The sequence below is a fragment of the Streptomyces spiroverticillatus genome, assembly GCA_014650415.1.
GTDB lineage: Bacteria > Actinomycetota > Actinomycetes > Streptomycetales > Streptomycetaceae > Streptomyces > Streptomyces spiroverticillatus.
The window spans coordinates 333853-354548 of the sequence record BMUX01000006.1; the positions used below are offsets into that span (position 1 = coordinate 333853).

General features: G+C 71.8%; 13 protein-coding genes. All 13 read left to right on the forward strand.

The window, feature by feature from the left end; translation table 11 throughout:
• Positions 1–8: 8 nt before the first annotated feature.
• The 13 genes from IE269_RS18745 to IE269_RS18805 all read left to right on the forward strand — a co-directional run bounded on the left by IE269_RS18745 (position 9) and on the right by IE269_RS18805 (position 20549).
• Positions 9–2096 (forward strand): molybdopterin-containing oxidoreductase family protein, encoded by a 2088-nt coding sequence (locus tag IE269_RS18745; RefSeq protein ID WP_229897905.1) that lies wholly within the window; start codon positions 9–11, stop codon positions 2094–2096.
• Between the two features lie 78 nt (positions 2097–2174).
• Positions 2175–2441 carry a hypothetical protein gene (locus IE269_RS18750; RefSeq protein ID WP_189824148.1) on the forward strand — a complete coding sequence of 89 codons (267 nt, stop codon included), beginning with the start codon at positions 2175–2177 and terminating at the stop codon, positions 2439–2441.
• A gap of 174 nt (positions 2442–2615) precedes the next feature.
• A complete protein-coding gene (locus IE269_RS18755) occupies positions 2616–2813 on the forward strand; it encodes an MbtH family protein (RefSeq protein WP_189824149.1) in 198 nt (65 codons plus the stop codon).
• Positions 2810–5116 (forward strand): non-ribosomal peptide synthetase, encoded by a 2307-nt coding sequence (locus IE269_RS18760; RefSeq protein WP_229897904.1) that lies wholly within the window; start codon positions 2810–2812, stop codon positions 5114–5116. Before IE269_RS18755 ends, IE269_RS18760 begins: the two co-directional genes overlap by 4 nt.
• A gap of 57 nt (positions 5117–5173) precedes the next feature.
• Entirely contained in the window at positions 5174–6442 is a 1269-nt protein-coding gene (locus tag IE269_RS18765; protein ID WP_229897902.1) for a cytochrome P450, read from the forward strand.
• A gap of 91 nt (positions 6443–6533) precedes the next feature.
• Positions 6534–7274 (forward strand): thioesterase II family protein, encoded by a 741-nt coding sequence (locus IE269_RS18770; protein WP_189824150.1) that lies wholly within the window; start codon positions 6534–6536, stop codon positions 7272–7274.
• A 12-nt stretch (positions 7275–7286) separates the two neighbouring features.
• Positions 7287–12149, forward strand: coding sequence for a non-ribosomal peptide synthetase (locus tag IE269_RS18775; protein WP_189824151.1), 4863 nt, complete (start codon positions 7287–7289; stop codon positions 12147–12149).
• Positions 12146–15412 (forward strand): non-ribosomal peptide synthetase, encoded by a 3267-nt coding sequence (locus tag IE269_RS18780; RefSeq protein WP_189824152.1) that lies wholly within the window; start codon positions 12146–12148, stop codon positions 15410–15412. The genes IE269_RS18775 and IE269_RS18780 overlap by 4 nt, the downstream gene beginning before the upstream one ends.
• On the forward strand, positions 15409–16527 hold the full coding sequence (locus tag IE269_RS18785; protein ID WP_189824153.1) for an alpha/beta fold hydrolase: 1119 nt from the start codon (positions 15409–15411) through the stop codon (positions 16525–16527). The genes IE269_RS18780 and IE269_RS18785 overlap by 4 nt, the downstream gene beginning before the upstream one ends.
• 41 nt (positions 16528–16568) lie before the next feature.
• Positions 16569–17651 (forward strand): branched-chain amino acid aminotransferase, encoded by a 1083-nt coding sequence (locus IE269_RS18790; protein ID WP_189824305.1) that lies wholly within the window; start codon positions 16569–16571, stop codon positions 17649–17651.
• Positions 17652–17674: 23 nt separating this feature from the next.
• Positions 17675–17908, forward strand: a complete 234-nt coding sequence (locus IE269_RS18795) for an acyl carrier protein (RefSeq protein ID WP_189824154.1) — start codon at positions 17675–17677, stop codon at positions 17906–17908.
• Entirely contained in the window at positions 17905–19266 is a 1362-nt protein-coding gene (locus tag IE269_RS18800) for an ATP-grasp domain-containing protein (RefSeq protein ID WP_189824155.1), read from the forward strand. Before IE269_RS18795 ends, IE269_RS18800 begins: the two co-directional genes overlap by 4 nt.
• A complete protein-coding gene (locus IE269_RS18805) occupies positions 19263–20549 on the forward strand; it encodes an MFS transporter (RefSeq protein ID WP_189824156.1) in 1287 nt (428 codons plus the stop codon). Before IE269_RS18800 ends, IE269_RS18805 begins: the two co-directional genes overlap by 4 nt.
• Positions 20550–20696 lie beyond the last annotated feature (147 nt).

The window sequence follows — 20696 nt, forward strand, 5'->3', positions numbered from 1 at the left end:
CGGCACCCGTGGCCAGCACATCCCGCACGCCGGGCCCGGCGTTGAAACTCCTGCCCGGAGCCTGCCCGTTGGACTGTCCCGACGGGTGCTCCTGGCAGGTGGAGGTCGACGAAGAGGGCACCGCCGTCGCCCTGCGCGGCACCCCCGACCACCCCTACACGCGCGGCACCCTGTGCGTGAAGGTCAACCAGTACCTGGAGCACACCCGAGCGCCCGACCGCCTCCTGCACCCGATGCGCCGCGTCGGCCGCAAGGGCGAGGGCCGCTTCGAGCGGATCGGCTGGGACGAGGCCCTGGACGAGATCGCGGGCCGGCTCGCAGGCGTCGTCGAGCAGTACGGCGGCGAGGCCGTCTGGCCCTACCAGGGCACCGGAAACCTCGGCTACATCCAGGGACTTCAAGGGCGCGCCGGCAGCCGGCTGTGGAACAGCATCGGGGCATCGCGCCACGACATGACGATCTGCTCCGTGGCCGGGCTCGTGGGCACCGCATACGCGCTGGGCACCAGCCGCGGCATGGACCCCGAGGACCTGCGCCACTCCAAACTGATCCTGCTGTGGGGCGGCAACACCCTCACCACCAGCCACCACCTGTGGAAGGTGGTCGGCGAGGCACAGCGGGCCGGCGCACACGTGGTGGTCATCGACCCCGTGCGCACCCGCACCGCGCGACTGGCCGACGAGCACCTGCCGCTGCGCCCCGGCACGGACGCGGCGCTCGTGCTCGGACTGCTGCACGTGGTCGTCGCGATGGGCGCCGAGGACCGTGCCTATCTGGAGCAGCACACCCGGGGATGGCCGGAGTTCAAGGAGAGGATCGCGACCTTCACCCCCGAGCGCACGGCGGAGATCACCGGTCTTCCCGTGGCGGACATCGTGCGCCTCGGCGAGCGCCTCGCCACCACCCGGCCCACCGGCATGAAGGCCGCACAGGGCATCCAGCGGCACGCGGGCGGCGGCATGGCGCTGCGCACCCTTGCCTGTCTGCCCGGTGTCACCGGCGACTGGAAACTGCCCGGAGGCGGACTCGCGTACTCGACGGACGGCTACTTCGGCGGTGACCGAGAGGCCCTGTACCGGGACGACCTGCTGACGCGCCCGGTGCGTGCCCTGTCGATGACCCGGCTGGGCGAGGCCCTGACCACGGTCAAGGACCCGCCGGTCAAGGCGCTGATCGTCTACGGGGCGAACCCGGCCGCCGCCGTCGGCGGGCAGGAGACCATACGCAGCGGCCTTGCGCGCGAGGACCTGTTCACCGTGGTGATGGAGCACTTCCACACCGACACGGTGGACTACGCCGACATCGTGCTGCCGGCCACGATGCAGACCGAACACGCCGATCTGCACGACGGCTACGGGCACATGTACATCTCCTGGAACGAACCGGCGGTCCGGCCGCCGGGCGAGTGCCTGTCGACGACGGAGACCTTCCGGCGTCTTGCCGCCAGGCTCGGTCTGGAAGAGCCGAGCCTGTACGCGTCCGACGACGAGCTGGCCCGTGACCTGCTGTCCGGAGGCCATCCGTCACTCGACGGCATCGACCTGGAACGGCTGCGCCGCGACGGCTGGGCACGGCTCAACTACCCGAGCCCCTTCGTGCCGTTCTCGGACGGCTTCCCCACCGCGTCGGGGAAGCTGGAGTTCGTCTCCGATGCCGCCGAGGCGGACGGGCACGACCGGCTCGCGGGCTACACACCCGCGCAAGAGGTGACGGACCCCGAGCTGGCGCGCCGCTTCCCGCTGGTGCTCATCTCGTCCGCGTCCCACTTCTTCCTCAACACCACCTTCGGCAACAAGGAATCCTTGATGCGCAGAGCCGGCGGGCCCACCGTCGAACTGCATGCCGACGACGCGGCGGCCCGGGGGCTGACCGAGGGCCAACAGGTACGGATCTTCAACGACCGCGGAGCCTTCGAAGCGAAGCTGAGCGTGACGGACTCCGTGCGCCCCGGGATCGCCCGCACCACCAAGGGGCACTGGTCGAGGCTCACCGGCGGAGCGCCCGGGGTCAACGCCACGGTGGCCGAGCGGGACGCGGACATGGGAGGCGGCGCCGTCTACCAGGACAACCGGGTGGAGGTCAGCGGCCTGAGATGAATGACAAGGCCGAGCCCCACCGCAACGCACAGCCCCACCGCAACGCACAGCCCCACCGCTCCTGGGAAACGGAACATTATGCGTATCGCCGTGGCGTACTTCTTGTCGCCGCCCGGTGAATCCGTCGACATCGACGATTTCTTCCGGTCCGGAGCGATGCCGAAAGACGGACTCCAGCATGTCCACGTTCACGAATCGTGCGGGCTCGTTCTGGTGACCATGTTTCTGACCGGCCCCGATCGAAGCTCGGCAATCGAGGCCGCCGACGGCATCTGTTCCCGCGTCACCGCACAATTCCTCTCCCCGTCCTGGGTGCTGCTCGAAGTGGCGGTATCAGGAGCGTGAGGACCGTGTGCCCCGGGCGTGGAGCCCCGGACGAGGCCGGTGCGCCGGGCCGGGCACCCCCGACCACGGCAACCAGTTGCCGTGGCAGGACTCTGCAGCGTCGGGACATCCCGCACGGCGGACATCGGCGAAAGAATTCAACCGCTAGGACAGACAGGCAGGGGAGCAGCATTCATGTCGGAAATGCAGCCCGTTCGGTACGCCGTCGTACTGAACCACGAAGAGCAGTATTCGATTTGGCCGGCCACGCGTGACGTTCCGGCGGGATGGCACGCGGAGGGGACAGAAGGGTCGAAAGAAGAATGCCTTGAACACATCGACCGCGTGTGGACGGACATGCGCCCGCTGAGCGTGAGGACGGTCGGGGCGTGAGTGACACGTCGGCATTCCCCGAGGCGGACACCACCGCCGACGCCCTCGCAGCCGTCGTGGGTGCCTGGTACCGGCGCACCCTGCAGGAGCGTGTGATCGTCGGCTGCCGCGTGGCGGACGAGGGCAGGACGCTCGCGGGACAGGCCGTTTTCGACCTGGACGCCGAGCACACCCACCAGGAACTGCTCGGCCAGGCCACGAAGGCCCTGGGCGACCTCGCCGACGCGGGCGTCGGCTCCTGCGGAGGCGAGAGCGGCGACATCGGCGAGAGCGTGGTCCGGTTCTCCGCAGGGGCCGGGCGGGACGTCACCGGTGCCCACACCGTGCCGCTGGTCGAGCTGGGCGCGGACACCTCGATCGTCGTCACCGCCCCCGACGACCCGGCGTGGGACGAACGGGAGGCAGCGGCGTACGCCGCCCTGGTGCGGAGCGTGCGTACGGCGGGCCGCGCCGCCCCGGACGCCCCGATCGCCCGCCTCGTCCTGCCGGCCGACGAAGGCCCGGCCTTCTGGGGAACACCGCAGGCACCGATCGAGGCGGCCCGCATCGACGACCTCATCGCGGGGCACGCCGCGAGCGACCCCGAAGCCGTGGCCGTCTCCTGCGCCGGACAGAGCCTGACACGCGCTGAACTGGACGCGTGTGCAACGGCGTTGGCGGCACGGCTTCAGTTCCACGGGGTCGGCCCGGACAGCGTCGTCGCCGTCCTGATGCACCGCTCCGTCGACCTGATCGTCGCCCTGGTCGCGGTCCTCAAGGCCGGTGGCGCCTATCTGGCGCTCAACCCGGACGACCCCGCCGCCCGCCTCGCGGACCTGACCCGTGACGCCGGTGTCGAGGTGGCGCTCGCCCAAGGGGACCTGGCCGGCCTGGTGCCCGCCGGAATCACCGTCGTCGGCCCCGCGGAACCCCTGGACCAGGCTCCCGCGTGGACACCCCCCACCGGCCTGACCCCGGATCACCTCGCCTACGTCTGCTACACCTCGGGCTCCACGGGCGAACCCAAGGGCGTGGGCGTGCCGCACCGGGCCGTCGCCCGTCTGGTGCGCGGCACGGACTGGGTGGACATCCGGCCCGACGACGTCTTCCTGCACCTGTCCCCGGTGTCCTTCGACGCCGCCACGTTCGAGATCTTCGGCGCTCTCGTCAACGGCTGCCGACTCGCGGTGCTGCCCGGCGGACGCATGGAGATGGACCGGCTCGCGGCGACCGTGCAGGACGAGCGCGTCAGCGTGCTGCTGCTGCCCACGGGCCTGCTGCACGCCACGGTCTCGTCCACGATCGACGCCTTCACCGGCGTACGCCATGTCCTCACCGGTGGCGACGTGGCCTCCGCCGAGCACGTGCGGCGGCTCTTCGAGGCCCACCCGGACGTGCGGTTCACCAACGGCTACGGGCCCACGGAGAACACCACGTACACCACCTGCTGGACCACGGACACCCCGCCCGCCTCGGCCTCCGTGTCCATCGGCGGACCGATCAGCGGCACCTCCGTGGCGATCTTGGACGAGGACCTGAACCCGGTGCCGACGGGTGTCGCGGGCGAGCTCTACGCCGCCGGAGAGGGGCTTGCCGTCGGGTATCTCGGCAAGCCCGGCGCCACCGCGGCGCGCTTCGTGCCGCACCCCTTCCCGAGCCGTCCCGGTGAGCGCACGTACCGTACCGGAGACCTGGCCAGGCGTCGGGCCGACGGCGGAGTGGAGTTCATCGGCCGCGCCGACCAGCAGGTCAAGGTCCAGGGCTACCGCGTCGAACTCGGCGCCGTGGAGGACGCGCTGACCCGCAGCCCGGACGTGGCGGTCGCCGCGGTCGCGGCCCAGCGCGAGCCTCAGGGCGGCAAGCGTCTGATCGCCTATGTCGTACCGGCCGACCCGCAGGCCGACACCGCCGAACTCGTCGCCGGACTGCGCAAGCGGCTCGGCGCCGAACTGCCCGCGTACATGGTGCCGTGGGCCGTCCTGGTCCTCCCCGGGCTCGCCCTGAACCGCAACGGCAAGGTCGACCGACGTGCCCTGCCGGCCGTCACCCGACAACCCCGCGACATGTGGAACGAGTACGTGGCTCCCACCACCGATCTGGAGCGTCGCCTCACCGACCTGTGGGGGCAACTGCTCGGCATCGAGCCGATCGGCGTCGAGGACGACTTCTTCGACCTCGGCGGGCACTCCCTGATGGCCGCGGAACTCCTCGCCGTTCTGCAGAGCGACCTGGGGCTCGACGTCTCGGCGCGCACCCTCTACCTGCAGCCGACGATCGCGGAACTCTGCGCCGACATCGAGCAGTCCGCCGGCCCCTCCGACTAAGCCGCCTTCTCGTCGACATCGACGGCTCCGCCATCCCTCCACCAGACAGGACACTCCGTGCTGGACGCATCCCCAGCGGCTTCGCGCTGCCCGTTCACGGGTGACACCGCCGCCGCCGACCTGACGGACCCCGGTCTCTACAGCGCGGACGACCCGCACCCGGTCTGGCGCGACCTGCGCGCGCACGACCCGGTCAGCCGCCGTACCGCGGCCGGCGGAGGCACGTACTGGTCGATCACCAAGTACGCCGACGCCGACCTGGTCCTGCGGGACCACGAGACCTTCACCTCCGAACGCGGCACCCTGCTCCTGCTGCTCGGCCGCGACGACCCTGCAGGTGGCCGCCAGATGGCGGCCACCGACCCGCCCCGCCACGGTGATCTGCGGGAACCGCTGCAACGTGCCCTTGCCATCAAGCAGGTCGAGGCGCGTCGCGAGCAGATCCGCGAAGCGGTGCTCGGCCTGATCACCCCGCTCGGCGACGGCGGCCCGTACGACCTGGCCGAAGAGATGACCAAGATGCCCATGGCGGTCATCGGCACCCTGATGAACCTGCCGCACGCCGACCGCCCCCGCCTGATCGAGCTCACCACGGCCGCCATAGCCCCCGACGCCCCCCGGTTCGCCCGCCCCGGCGGCACCCAGGCCGTCCTCAAAGCGGCCCACCGCGAGCTGTTCGCCTACTTCCAGGACCTCGTCACCGAACGCCGGCAGACACCCGGCGACGATCTCATCAGCCTGCTCCTGCGCATGGACCTCGACGGCCGGCTGCTCACCCCCGGCGAGATCGTCTCCAACTGCTACAGCCTGCTCCTGGGCGCCAGCGTCACCATGGCGCAGGTCCCGGTGAGCGCCCTGCACGAGCTGATGGGCACCCCCGTGCTCGACGACTGGGCGAGCGACCCCAAGGCGCTCGCCTCCGGAGTCGAGGAGGCCCTGCGCTGGTCGTCGCCCACCAACCACTTCATGCGCTACGCCACCCGTGACGTGGAGATGCGCGGCCGGCAGATCAAGGCGGGCGACGCGGTGGTCGTGTGGCTCGGATCGGCCAACCGGGACGAGGAGGTCTTCGCCGACCCCTTCGTCTTCGACATCCGCCGCCGCCCCAACAAGCACATCGCGTTCGGCATCGGTCCGCACTACTGCGTCGGCCACACCGTGGCCCGGGTCGCCCTGAAGATCGTCATGGCCGAGCTCTTCAGCCGGTTCACGGACTTCCGTCCCGCGGGGCCCGGCAGACGGCTGCACTCCAACATCATCGCCGGCTGGGAGTCCCTGCCGATCACCGCCAAGGTCAAGCCGGTGCGTACGCCCGTCGCGTACTGAACCGGACCTTCGCGGCACCCCCATCGCCACCGGACCCTTCGCGGCACCCCATCGCCACGGACCCTTCGCGACAGACCTCGAGGACCCCTCCATGACAACACCGACCGGGCGGCGCAGCCGGCTCTTCCTGCGCGCGCCGCTGCCCGAGGCCCGTGCCCGGGTCTTCCTGCTGCCGTACTCGGGATGCGGTGCCAGCATGTACCGGCAGTGGCCCGCGCTCCACGAAGGCGTCAACTTCTGCCCCGTACAGCTGCCGGGCCGCGAGAACCGCATGCGCGAAGCCCCCTTCGACAGCTACGAGGAGCTCGCCGACTCCCTGGCCGAGGAGCTGCTGCCGCATCTCGACCGGCCCTACGCCCTGTTCGGGCACTGCAGTTCCGCGCTCGCCGCGTACGAGACCGCGCTGCGCCTCGTCGAGCGCGGCTGCCCGCCCCCCGCGCGGCTCGTCGTCTCCTCCGAGGTGGCCCCGCAGGACGGTCCCTACGGGCGCTTTCTGCAGATGACGGACGAGGAACTCGCGGCAGAGCTGCGCGCGTTGATGATCGGCCTCGGCGGTGAGCCGCATCCGGACCTCATCGATCTGACCCTGCGGGTGCTGCGTCACGACGTCGAGGTCAACAAGCGCTACCACGTGGCCGAGCCGACCCGGCTGCCCTGCCCGGTCACCTCGCTCGGCTGGAGCCGGGACACCGGCATCGAACCGCGGCTGATGTCCGGCTGGTCCGCCTGCGGCGACGTGGACGACGTGGTGCTCGACGGCGACCACTACGCGTTCGTCGACGCGCCCGCCGATCTGGTGCGGCTGTTCACCGACACCTTCACGACGGCTTAGGACGGATCTGGGATGGAATCCACCGACCGGCGGCAGCCGGCACTGTCGCCGACCAAGCGCGCCCTCCTGGCCAGGCTGCGCGAAGGCACGGACCCGGGCGGGCGGTCGACCGGCGCGGCGATACCCCGCCGCCCCGATCCGGGCACGGCACCCGCCACGCGGGCCCAGGAGTCCCTGTGGTTCCTCGACCAGTACCTCGGCTCCGGCACCAACTCCACCTACAACCTGTGGTCGGCACTCCGACTGCGCAAAGCCCTGGACGTGGACCGGCTCGCCGAGTGCCTGCGCCGCGCCGTGGCCCGGCACGAGGCGCTGCGCACCACCCTGGTCGCCGGTGAGGGCGGGGTGCGGCAAAGGATCGCCCGAGCCGCCGAAGTGAAGCTGCCGGTGCGCGAGACCGAACCGGAGCGGGCGCGGCAGGTCGTGTCGGCCGTGGCCCGTGAACCCTTCGACCTGGCGGCCGGGCCCCTGTTCAGGCCGACCCTGTTCCGGCTCGGCCCCGACGACCACGTCCTGCTGATCACCGCCCACCACGCCGTCTTCGACGGGGTCTCGGCCGGAGTGCTGCTGCGGGAGATCGCCGCCGACTACTCCGCACCCGCCGGTGACGGTGGCGGGGCTCACGGCGACGCCGGGAGCCCCGTGGACGAGCCCGCCACGCGGTACGGCGACTGGGCCGCCTGGACGCGGCAGCCCGAGCGCGAGGCCGATCTCGAGCGGCAACTCGCCTACTGGAGCCGTCGTCTGGCCGGAGCTCCGCCGCTCCTCGAACTGCCCACCGACCACCAGCGGCCCACCGTGCGGTCCTTCGCCGGCGCCGAGGTCACCACCCGCCTCGACGGGCCCGGGGTCGCCGCGCTCCGCGAACTGTGCCGGCAGGAAGGCGTCACCCTGTTCACCGCCGTGCTCGCCGCCTACCAGGTGGCGCTCGCGCGGCACTCGGGGCAGCGGGACATCTGCGTGGGCATGCCGACGGCCGGCCGTACCCGCCCCGAGACCCAGGACGTCGTCGGGTATCTCGTCAACACCGTGGTCGTACGCGGCCGGGTGGACGGCACCGACACCTTCCGCGGGCTGCTGCGCGCCACCCGCGCGTCCACCGTGGAAGCCCTGGAGCACCAGGAAGTGCCCTTCGACCAGGTGGTCGCGGAGCTGAGCCCCGACCGGAGCGACGCGCACAATCCGCTCTTCCAGGCGTACCTGGACGTCACCCGGGCCACCGACACCGCACCGCCGGAGTTCACCGGACTCGACTGCTCCTGGTACGAACTGCCCGGCGCCGACGCCAAGTTCGACCTCAGCCTCGGAGTCACCGAACACGAGGACCGTCTGGAGCTCGACCTCGACTACCGCGCCGACCTCTTCGAGGCCGCCACGATGAGCCGGTTCGCCGGGCGCCTGGTGGAGCTGTTGAACGACGTGGCGAGCCTGCCCGACCGTCCGCTGGCCGACCTTCCGCCGCTGCCGGCCCACGAGCTGCGCGCGGAACTCGGGTCCGGGCAGGGAGAGACGGTCCCGGTCGACGACGGCTCCCTGGCCGAGGGGCTGGCCGCCCAGGCCGCCCGTACCCCCGACGCCGTCGCCGTGCGCCACGAAGGCCAGGAGCTGACGTACCGGCAACTCGACTCCCGGGCCAACAGGCTGGCGCGCCGGCTGCTGGACCTCGGCGCCGGACCGGGTCGTGTCGTCGCGGTGGCCGTGCCCCGGTCCCTCGACCTGATCGTCGCCCTCGGCGCCGTCGCCCGAGCGGGCGCCGCCTATCTGCCCCTGGACGCCGACCTCCCGGTGGACCGGCTGCGCTTCATGCTGGACGAGGCCCGGCCCGTGTGCCTGCTCACGGTGGCCGCTCACGGGGACGACCTGTCCGACACCCTGCCGCGCATCACCCTGGACCAGGCCGACGCGGAGCTCTCCGCACATGCGGACACCCCCGTGCGCGACGAGGAACTGCCCACCCCCCGGCACCCGTCGGACCCGGCCTACGCGCTGTTCACCTCCGGCTCCACCGGCCGCCCCAAGGGGGTGCTCGTACCGCAGCAGGGCATCCTCAACCGGCTGCGCTGGATGCAGGCCGCCTACCGCCTCACCCCCGACGACCGGGTTCTGCACAAGACACCCACGACGTTCGACGTGTCGGTGTGGGAACTGTTCTGGCCGCTGCTGGAAGGCGCGACACTCGTCGTGGCCAGGCCCGACGGGCACCGCGACCCCTACTACCTGGCCGACCTGATGCGGCGCGAGGCCGTCACCACCGCGCACTTCGTGCCCGCCATGCTGGAGGTGTTCCTCCAGGAGCCGCAGGCCGGCGCCTGCACCGCCCTGCGCCGGATCGTGTGCAGTGGCGAGGCCCTGCCCCGGCCGCTGGCCGACCGGTTCCACGAGGTCCTCGCGGGCGTGGAACTGCACAATCTGTACGGTCCGACCGAGGCGTCCGTCGACGTCACGCACTGGCCCTGCCCACCGGGCGAGGACGGCGACGTGCCCATCGGAACCCCCGTGTGGAACACGGCCGTCCACGTCCTGGACGACGACCTCAACCCGGTGCCGTCCGGCACCCCCGGCGAGCTGTACCTCGCCGGGGTCCAGCTCGCCCTCGGCTACCTGCGCAGGCCCGGCCTCACCGCCGAGCGCTTCGTGCCCGACCCGTGGGGCGCGCCGGGCACCCGTATGTACCGCACCGGCGATCTCGTACGCCGCCGCTCCGACTCCGCGCTGATGTACCTGGGCCGCACCGACCACCAGGTGAAGATACGGGGCCTGCGCGTCGAACTCGGCGAGATCGAAGCCGTGCTGGCCGCCCACCCGAGCGTGGCACGCGCCCTGGTCACCGTCCGCGCCGACCGGCCCCAGGAGCAGCGCCTCACCGGCTACGTCATCGCGGCCGAGGGACACACACCCGACCCCGAGGTCCTGCGCGCCGAAGCCGCGGCCACCCTGCCCGGCTACATGGTGCCCGCCGACATCCTGCTGCTGGAGCAGCTCCCCACCACGATCAACGGGAAGACCGACAGGGCCGCGCTGCCCGCCCCCACCACGACCGAGAGGCAGCGCTTCGACGCGGTGCCCGTGACCGAGCAGGAGGCGCTCCTGTGCTCGATCTTCACGGAGCTGCTCGCCCTCGACGACGCCGGTCCCCTCGACGATTTCTTCGCCCTGGGCGGCGACAGCATCGGCTCCATCCACCTGGTCGGCCGGGCCCGCCGGGCCGGGCTGCTGCTCACCGCACGGCAGATCTTCCAGCACCGTACGCCGCGCGCCCTCGCGGCTGTCGCGGCTCCCGTCGACGGCGGTGCGACCGAAGCCGACGACGGCACCGGAGTTGTGCCGACCACCCCGATCATGCGGTGGTGGCGTGCGGCGGGCGGGCCGACCGGGGGCTACCACCAGTCGATGCTCGTGAGCACACCGCCCGGCATGAGCGGGCCGCAACTGGCCGCCGTGCTCCAGGCCGTCGTCGACCGGCACGACATGCTGCGCGCCCGCCTGGTCGCCGTCGACGGCGAGGAGGTCCTCGAGGTGCCGGCCGCCGGCACGTTCGACGCGAACTCCGTCGTGGAGCGGACCGACATCACCAAGGCCGGTGGCCTCCCGGCGGGCGCGCGGGAGGCGCACGAGGCACGCGTGGCACCTCTGTTGGTGCCCGAGGACGGCCGGATGGTCCGCGCCGTGTGGTTCGACGCGGGCCCCCAGGCACCGGGACGCCTGCTCCTGGTCGTCCACCACCTGGTCGTCGACGGGGTGTCCTGGCGCATCCTCCAGGACGACCTGGCCCACGCCTGGTCGGACGTCGCCGCCGCACGCCGGCCCGAACTCGACCCGGTGCCGGTGTCCTTCCGCCGTTACGCCCGGCTCCTGCACGACCAGGCACGCAGCGAGCGGCGCACCGTCGAACTCGGCCACTGGACCGGGTCCGTCGCATCGGAAGGCACCCTCGCCGGGTGGGCGATCGACCCGGAGCAGGACACCGTGCAGCGGGCCGCCGCACTGGAGCGGACCCTGCCCGGCGAGCTGACGGCCCGGCTCGTCGGCCCCGTGGCCAGAACGTTCCGCACGGGCGTCGAGCAGGTGCTGCTCACGGGGCTCGCACTGGCCGTGCACGCCCGGCAGAACCGGCGCGGTGCGCAGAGCGGCGCGGTCTCCGTCAACCTGGAGGGCCACGGCCGCGAGGGGTCCCTGGGCGAACTCGACCTGTCCCGCACCGTCGGCTGGTTCACCAGCCTGTATCCGGTACGGCTCGACGTGAGCGGCATCGACACCGACGACGCCCTCGCGGGCGGCCCGGCCGCCGGCACGGCACTCAAGCGGGTCAAGGAGCAGCTGGCGGCCGTACCGGACCACGGGGTGGGACACGGCCTGCTGCGCTGGCTCAACCCCGTCGCGAAGAAGGCGCTCGCGGCGCTGCCCGCGCCGCCGATCGGCTTCAACTACCTGGGCCGGTTCGCGGCTTCGGCGGCGACGGAGACCGTCCGCGACTGGGCTGCCGTGCCGGGCGAGCCGCTGCTGAGCGGCGGCATACCCGACGGGACGCCGCTGGCCCATCCGCTGGACATCGTGGCCCTGACCGAGGACCACGCCGACGGGCCCCGGCTGACCCTGAGCCTCACCCGTTCGACGCGGCTGCTGTCCGAGGCGGATCTGGAGGAGTTCGCCGAACTCTGGACCGAGGCCCTGGAGGGCCTCGCACGGCATGCGGACGACCCCTCGGCGGGCGGGGTGACGCCCTCGGACCTCACCCTCGGCGGCCTCGCCCAGGACGAGATCGACGCACTGCAGGCGGAATTCGCGAACGACATGGACGTCGACTTCGGCACCGATGCCGCCATCGACATGGATTTCGACAGGGATTTCGACATGGATGGGGAGGGAGACCTGTGAACAGCGCCACCCGACAAGAGGTCCTGAGCGGAGCGGCATCGGTCGCCCAGCGCAGCCTGTGGTTCCTCGACCGGATGGCGCAAGGCCGTCCGCTCAACGCTCTGGCCTGGCGGATCGAGTTGGCGGGTGACCTCGACGTCGACGCCCTGCGCGCCGCGTTCGAGTCCGTCGTACGCCGCCACGACAGTCTGCGTACCCGCTTCGAGGAGCGCGGCCATCTGCCCGTGCGGAGCGTCGAGGACGAGGTCGAGCTCCCCTTCGCGTTCGAGGACCTGCGGGCGACACCCGTCGCCGAGCGAACACGGACCCTGGAGCGGCGCTGTGCCGAGGACGTCGAGGCCGGATTCGATCTCGCCGTCGCCCCGCTGCTGCGCGTACGACTGCTGCGCACCGGCGAGACGAGCCACCACCTGCTGATCGTCGTCCACCACATCGTCTTCGACGCGGTCTCCCTCGATCTCCTCCTCGGCGAACTCGACGACCACTACGGCCGGTCGTTGCGCGGCGAGACCCCGAGCGGCGCACCGCTGCCGACGACCTACGCACGCTACTGCGAGGAGCAGCACGAACTGCTCGTCGGGCCGCGGCGCGAGAAGCTGGCCGCCTACTGGCGCGAGCGACTCGACGACGTACCCAGGCTCCTGGAACTCCCCACCGACCGTCCGCGCGGTCCGGTGCAGCTCTACGACAACGGGGAGCACACCCTGCGCCTCGACGCGGGCCTGTCCGAGAAGCTGCGGGCCTTCGCACGGGCCGAGCGCACCACCGCGTTCAGCGTGCTCCTCGCCGGTTTCCAGCTGCTGCTGGCCCGCCTTTCCGGGCAGCGTGACGTCGTCGTCGGCACCCCGGCCTCCGGCCGCACCCGCAGTGAACTGGAGCCGCTCATCGGCTTCCTGGTGAACATGGTGGTGCTGCGCGGCCGGGTCGGGGAGTCCGACACCTTCCGCACCCTCGTCAAGAACGCCCGGCGCACGGTGTTCTCGGCCCTGGACCACCAGCAGTTGCCGTTCGACACCGTGGTCGACGAGCTGAAGCCGGACCGCGCCCTGAGCCACAACCCGCTCTTCCAGGTGCAGTTCGGGATGCGCACCCAGGGCGAGGGCACGTTCGACGCGCTGCCCGTGCGCAAGGTGACGCCCGTCGACAACGGCCACTCGCAGTACGAGCTGACCGTGGCGGTCGTCGACGGAAACGACTGCATCGACGTCGTCATCGAGTACGCCCCCTCGCTGTACGACACCGCCTCCGCCATCGCCCTCGGCGAGCAGTACCGCAGGCTGCTGGCCTCGGCAGTCGCCGAACCCGACGGTCTAGCCGACGCCCTCGACCTGCTCGGACCGGTGGCACGGCACCAGGTCCTGCACGGCTGGAACGACACCGGGCGCATGGTGGAGCAGCGCACCATGCCGCAGCTCTTCGAGGCCGCCGCCGCGCGATTTCCCGACACCCCGGCCGTCGTGGCCGGTGAGGAGCAGCTGGATTACCGGGAGTTGAACGCCCGCGCCAACCGGCTCGCCCGGCTGCTCATCGCCCGCGGGGTCGGTCCCGAGGACATCGTGGCGGGCGCGCTGCCCCGGTCCGTCGACTACGCCGTGGCGTTCATGGGCGCGACCAAGGCTGGCGCCGCCTATCAGCCGCTCGACCTCAAGCATCCGCAGGAACGCCTGCGCACGGTGCTCGCCGACACCCGGCCGGCCGTCGTCCTGTCCCTGGGGGCGGCGCACCCGGCAACCCCCGGCACGTCGCTGTCCGTGGTGCTCGACTCGCCCGACGTCCAGGACGAGCTGGCGCAGGCCGCACCCCACGACGTCACGGACGCCGAACGCCGCGTGCCGCTGCGTCTCGCGCACCCGGCGTACGTCATCCACACCTCGGGCTCCACGGGCCGCCCCAAGGGCGTGATCGTCCAGCACCAGGGGCTCGCCACCCTCACCTGGAACCAGGTCGAGGTCCTCGGCGTGGTGCCGGGGGAGAGCAGGGTCCTGCAGTTCGCGTCACCGGCGTTCGACGGATCGATGGCGGACCTGACCAAGAGCCTGCTGTCCGGGGCCACCCTCGTACTGCCGCTCGACGAGGAGCGCACCCCCGGTCCTCCGCTGCAGGAGCTGATGCACAAGCGCCGCATCACCCACACCATCCTTCCGCCCGCGGTGCTGTCGGTCATGGACCCGGAGCACGCGCTGCCCGCCGGCACGGTGCTGTGCGTCGCGGGCGAGGCGTGCCCCGGTGACGTGGTGGGCCGCTGGTCGGCCGGGCGGAAGATGTTCAACGAGTACGGGCCCACCGAGACCACCGTCGTCAGCACCATGAGCGGCCGGCTGTCCGGCAACGGAGCACCCCCGCTGGGCCGGCCGCTGTGGAACACCCAGGTGTACGTCCTGGACCACCTCGGCAACCCCGTACCACCGGAGGTCGCCGGCGAGCTGTACGTCGGCGGCACCCAACTGGCGCGCGGCTATCTGAACCGTCCGGCCCTCACGGCCGCCGCGTTCGTGCCCGACCCGTACGGCTCGGTGCCCGGCGGCAGGCTCTACCGCACCGGCGACCGGGTCAGGCGTCGCAGGGACGGCTCTCTGGAATACCTCGGCAGGGTCGACGACCAGGTCAAGATCCGCGGCTACCGGATCGAGCCGGGCGAAGTGACCGGCGTACTCCTCGAACACCCGGAGGTGACCTCGGCCACGGTCACGGTGCGCGAGGACACTCCCGGCGAGCGCCGCCTGGTCGGCTATGCCGTGCCGGCGGCCGGCAGCTCGCTGCAGACCGCCGAACTGCGCGCGTACCTGGCGGCACGGCTGCCCGACTATCTCGTGCCGTCGGCCTTCGTCCTGCTCGATGCGATTCCCGTCACCCACAGCGGCAAGGTCGACCGCAAGAGCCTGCCGGAGCCACCCGCCGTGCCCTGCTCCGACGGGGTCAGGCCGGCGCGCACCGCCGTGGAGCGACTCGTGGTCGCCGTGTGGGGCGACATCCTCGGCATCGACACGGCCGCCCTCTCCTGCGACGACGACTTCTTCGCCGTCGGCGGCCATTCCCTGTCCGCGGTCGCGGTGGCCGCGACGCTGCAGGAACTGCTCGACCTTCCGCTGACCGCGGCCGCCGTGTTCCACGCACCCACACCCGAGCGACTGGCCGAGCGGCTCGCCTCGGACCTCGGCGGCGCCGAACGCGCCGAGGCGGTCGCCGGACCTCTCGTCCAGGTCCTGGAGATGACCGACGAGGACGCCCTGGCCCGTCTGGCACAAGGAGCCGACCGCATATGACCGACCAGAACGGTGCCTGGTTTCCGGGCCGCAGCCGCGTTGCGGACCCACGCCTGCGCCTCTTCTGCCTGCCGCACGCGGGCGCCGGCGCCTCCGCCTACCGTCAGTGGCAGCGCTCGCTCGACCCGGACGTGGAGGTGGTGCCCGTCCAACTTCCCGGCAGGGAGAGCCGGTTGGGCGAACCGCCGGTCCCGAGCATCCGCTCCCTCGCCGAAGGGCTCGCCCCGCTGCTGGTCGAGCGGGCCGCCGGTGTTCCGTTCGCCGTCTTCGGGCACAGCATGGGCGCGCTGCTCGGCTATGAACTCTGCCACCTGCTGGAGGCGTCGGGGCACCCGCCCGAGCTGCTGATCGTCTCCGGCGCCGCCGGGCCGAGGCTGCCGCTCGTCGCGGACCGCCCCGTCCACCAGATGGCCGACGAGGAACTCGTCTGCCACCTGGGGGAGTTGTCGGGCACCCCGCAGGCCGTCCTGTCGCACCGCGACCTCCTGGACATGGTCGTGCCCGCCATGCGGGCCGACTTCCAGGCCTGCGAGACGTACGTGCACGAGGAACGGCGGCCGCTCGCCGTGCCCCTGCTCGTCCTGGGCGGCGACGCGGATCCGACCGTCCCCGTCGCCTCCCTCGAACCGTGGCGCGACCACACCACGGCTCCCAGCACGGTCCGGGTGTACCCGGGCGGTCACTTCTTCCACCACGAGAACAAGGAGGACGTCATGGAACTCATCGCAACCCGTCTGCGGCAGGCGCACACTCCGCCCCCACCCACCCCCGAGGAGACGGTGCGCACCTACTACACCCTCGTCGACGGGCGGGAGTTCGGTGACATGCTGGAACTCTTCGCACCCGCCGCCGTCTACCGCAGGCCCGGCTACGAGCCGCTGGTGGGCCGTGCGGCCCTGGCCGACTTCTACGGCGGGGAACGCGTCATCGAAGAGGGCAGGCACGCCATCACGGAACTGGTGGCGAGCGGCGAGAAGGTCGCGGTCAACGGCCGGTTCAGCGGCCGGATCAAGGGCGGCCAGGAGGTCGACCTGCGCTTCGCGGACTTCTTCACCCTCGATGCCGAGGGACGCTTCACCGCCCGTGACACCTTCTTCTTCGCCCCGATGGTGTGAGGCCCGTGCTGATCGAGGACACCCCCCGCGACATCACGTCGATCCCCTTCGCCCACCACGGCACCCCAGCGCTCCTCACCCCGGCAGAACGGGGCGCGAGGACCGCCGAGGCCCCCTTCGGCTCCGTCTTCACCGAGCACATGGTGAGCCTGAAGTGGACCGGGACGGACGGCTGGCACGACGGCGAAGTGGGGCCCTACGCACCGCTCGTCCTGGACCCGGCCGCTGTCGGACTGCACTACGGACAGTCGGTCTTCGAGGGCCTCAAGGCCTACCGCACTGCCGACGGCAGGACGGCCGTGTTCCGGCCGCACGCGCACGGCGACCGCTTCCGCCGCTCCGCGGCCAGACTGCTCATGCCGGAGCTGCCCACGCAGACGTTCGTGCACGCCGTGGAGGAACTGGTGCGGGCCGACGCCGCATGGGTCCCGGCCGAGGAACACCGCAGCCTGTACCTGCGTCCCCTGCTCTTCGCCTCCGAGGCGCATCTCGCGCTGAGGCCCGCCCGCGAGTTCCGCTTCCTGCTGATCGCGTTCGTCACCGAGCGGTTCTTCGGCGCCCCCCGGCCGATCACCGTGTGGATCAGCGAGGACTACGCCCGGGCCACACCGGGAGGCACCGGTGCCGCCAAGTTCGGCGGCAACTACGCCGCTTCGTACGCCGCCCAGGCGCGCGCCACGGCCGAAGGCTGCGACCAGGTGGTGTGGCTCGACGCACAAGAGCGCCGCTGGGTCGAGGAGCTGGGCGGGATGAACATCTTCTTCGTCGAGGGCACCGGTGCACAGCGGCGCCTCGTCACCCCGCCGCTGTCCGGGACCATCCTGCCCGGCGTCACCCGCGACACGATCCTGAGCGCCGCCCCGGAGCTCGGCCTCCCCGTCGAAGAGCGTCCCGTCAGCGTCGAGCAGTGGCGCGAGGGCTGCCGGCAGGGGCGGATCACCGAGGTGTTCGCCTGCGGCACCGCCGCCCAGGTCAGTTCCGTCGGTACGGTCCGCACCGCCGACGGCGACTTCACCGTCGGCGACGGCAGCCCCGGGCCCGTCGCCGGAATGATCTCCGACCTCCTCGCCGGGATCGAGCGCGGCCTCGCCCCGGACCCGGCCGGCTGGATGCACTACGTATGACCCACACCGAAGGAACCCACACCATGCAGGAATCCGAAGTCCTCGAGACCGTCACCGGGATCTGGAAGGAGGTGCTGCTCGTCGACGTCGACGCCGCGTCGGACTTCTTCGAGGAGGGGGGCCACAGCCTCGCCGTGATGCAACTGGTCAACCGGCTCCAGGAGAACTACGGGGTCGAGATGTCGATCGGCGACATCTTCGAGTACCCCACACTGGGTGAGTTCTCCGCCGCCGTGCACGGCCGGGTGACCGCATGAGCGGCACACGGCAGGACCGCGGCACGGCGGGCGCACGGCCCGATCGGCCCACCACGGACCCGCGCAAGCGCCTCATGGTGCTCTACGCCCCCGGTGCCCTGGGGCCACTGGAACTCGTCCGTACCCTCAGGCCGGTCGCGGACCTGGTGATCGCCGTCCCGGAGCACCTGCGCGACGACCCCGGCATCGGCATGCTGTCGCACATGTTCGACCCGGTCTTCTTCGACCCCGAAGGCCCGGGCCCCGACATGACCGGCATCGACGGCGTGGTGACCTACTCGGACACCTTGGTGCGCACCGCCGCCGCCCTCGCCGACAAACACGGCCTGCCGGGCCAGCCGCCCGCGGCCGCCGTCGCCCTGACCGACAAGTTCGCCCAGCGCACGGCCCTCGCCGCGCACGGCGTCGACACGATCCGCTGCGCCGTGATGCGGGAGCCCGCCGACTGGCGGGCCGCGCTCGCCGAGGTCGGCCTGCCCGCCGTGATCAAACCCACCGCCGGCGCCGGCAGCCGCAACACCTTCCCGGTGTTCGACGCCGCGACCGGCGAGGCACTGGTGCGCGAGCTGCTCACGCCGGGCGCGGACGGCCCGGCGGAGCGTGAACTCGTCCTGGAGGAACTCCTCGTCGGGGTCGACCAGGGCGACCACGGCGACTACTGCTCCGTGGAGAGCGTGGTGGCCGACGGACAGGCCGTGCATCTGCCCGTCGTCTCCAAGTTCCGCCTGGTGCCGCCGTTCCGGGAGACCGGCCAGTTCTGGCCGACCCACCTGCCGGCGCGGGTGCGTGAGCAGGCCACGGACATCACCGAGCGTGCTCTGAAGGCGCTCGACTTCCGCTGGGGCGTCACCAGCACCGAGATCAAGCTCACCGCGCGAGGCCCGCGCATCATCGAGGTCAACGGCCGCATGGGCGGCTTCGTCAACGAGATGGTCGCCTACGCCGGTGGGCCCGATCTCGTCGAACAGGCCGCGCGCACGGCACTGGGCGAAGCCCCCGACTGCCCGGCGCCCGACGAGAGCCGGCTCGTCTTCCAGTTCAACCACATCGCCCCGCCCAACGCCGTCGGCCTGGTGCGCGTCGACGGTGTCAACGAGGTCAAGAAGCTGCCGGGCGTCCTCGCCTACCGCCAGCTGATCGCGCCGGGGCAGCGCATGCAGCCGGGCGTACGCACCCAGGAACTCGACATGCTCAACGCCGCGGCCGCCGACCACGACGAGATGTACGGCTTCCTGGAGCGGATGCACGACCTGCTGTCGTTCACCCTGCGGGTACGCGACGACGACGGCGAACGCGAAGTCACCCTGTCCGCCTGGGAGCTGCCCAGCGCACAGGCCCTGAGGGGTGTGCGCGGGTGACCACGGACTCCGCCTCCGACACGGAGACGCGACGGCAGGCGGCCGAAGCGGAGGAGAGCGATCCGAGGCTACGGACGGCCAAGCGCCTGCTCGTCGCCCTGTTCGGCCTCGGCTCCTTCGGGGCGGGGGCGTTCACCTCGGCCCAGGTGCTGTTCTTCACCCAGTCGCTGCATCGCACACCCGGCCAGATCAGCGTCGCCCTGAGCACGGCCGGGGCCGTGGCCATGGTGTTCATCCTGCCGTTCGGCAAGCTCGCCGACCGGCTCGACCGGCGCCGCCTGGTCGCTCTGCTCAACCTCGCGGCGGGCATCGCCTTCCTCGGCTATCTGCTGCCGTCCTCGCTCGTCGGGTTCGTCGTCGTCACCGGGGCCGTCGTCATCCTGCAGCGCATGGTGGCGCCGGTGCGCTCGGCGCTGATCGCGCAGCTCTTCCCGGTGACCCGGGTGAAGGTGCGGGCCGCCACGTACGTGGCCTACAACGCGGGGTTCTCGCTCGGCAGTCTGGGCGCGGCCTGGGCCGTGAGCGTCGGCACCGAGGGGGCCTATCGGGTGCTGCTGTTCGTGGACGTGGCCGGGTTCCTGGCGTGCGCGGCCATCACCCTGCTGCTGCCCGTGGTGCGGGCCGGGCACGACAGGACCGTGAAGCGTGGCTACGCGGCCCTGCGCGACCGCCCGTTCCTCGTCGCCACCGCCACCAACCTGTTCGGCTCACTGCACGACTCGGCCCTGTTCATCGGCGTACCCCTGTGGCTGCTGCAGGCCACCGACGCCCCCCACTGGACGATCCCGACCGTGACAGTCGTCAACTGTCTCCTCGTGGTGGCGTTGCAGACCCGGCTCACCCGCGGCACGGACACCCGTCGCGGTGCCGCCCTGGCCCAGTGGCGGGGAACGCTCGCCCTGGGCACCGGGTGCGTGCTGCTCGTGTTCACCGCGGGCGAGCTGGGCGTCCTCGGGTACGCGCTGCTGGCGTGCGCGGTCGTGCTGTTCACCGTGAGTGAGATGGTCCAGTCGGCAGGAGCCTGGGGGCTTTCGTTCAGCCTCGCCGACGAATCCCGTGTCACCGAGTACCAGGCGGTGTTCGGGCTGAGTCTGGACGCCCAGGAAATCGTGGGGCCGCTGCTGGTCACCGGGCTCGTGCTCGGTGTGCCGCACGGCTGGGGATGGGCCCTGCTCGGCCTCTTCGTGGTGGTGCCCTCGTTCGTCGGGACCCGGCTGACCCTGGGCACCCCAGTGCCGTGGCGGCGCGCCCCGGCACCCCGTACGGCGAGGAGCGGAACCTGACATCAGGTTGCCGGGGCACCTCCCTGCCAGCCGAATTCCCTGGTCCTTGGGCCCGCGCCGTTGCAGGCTTCCTTCATCGAACCGACCGTCGCCACCGACCCCCGCGAACGCAGTGCGGTGGCGGCGGTCCGTCGACAAGGTTCCCCA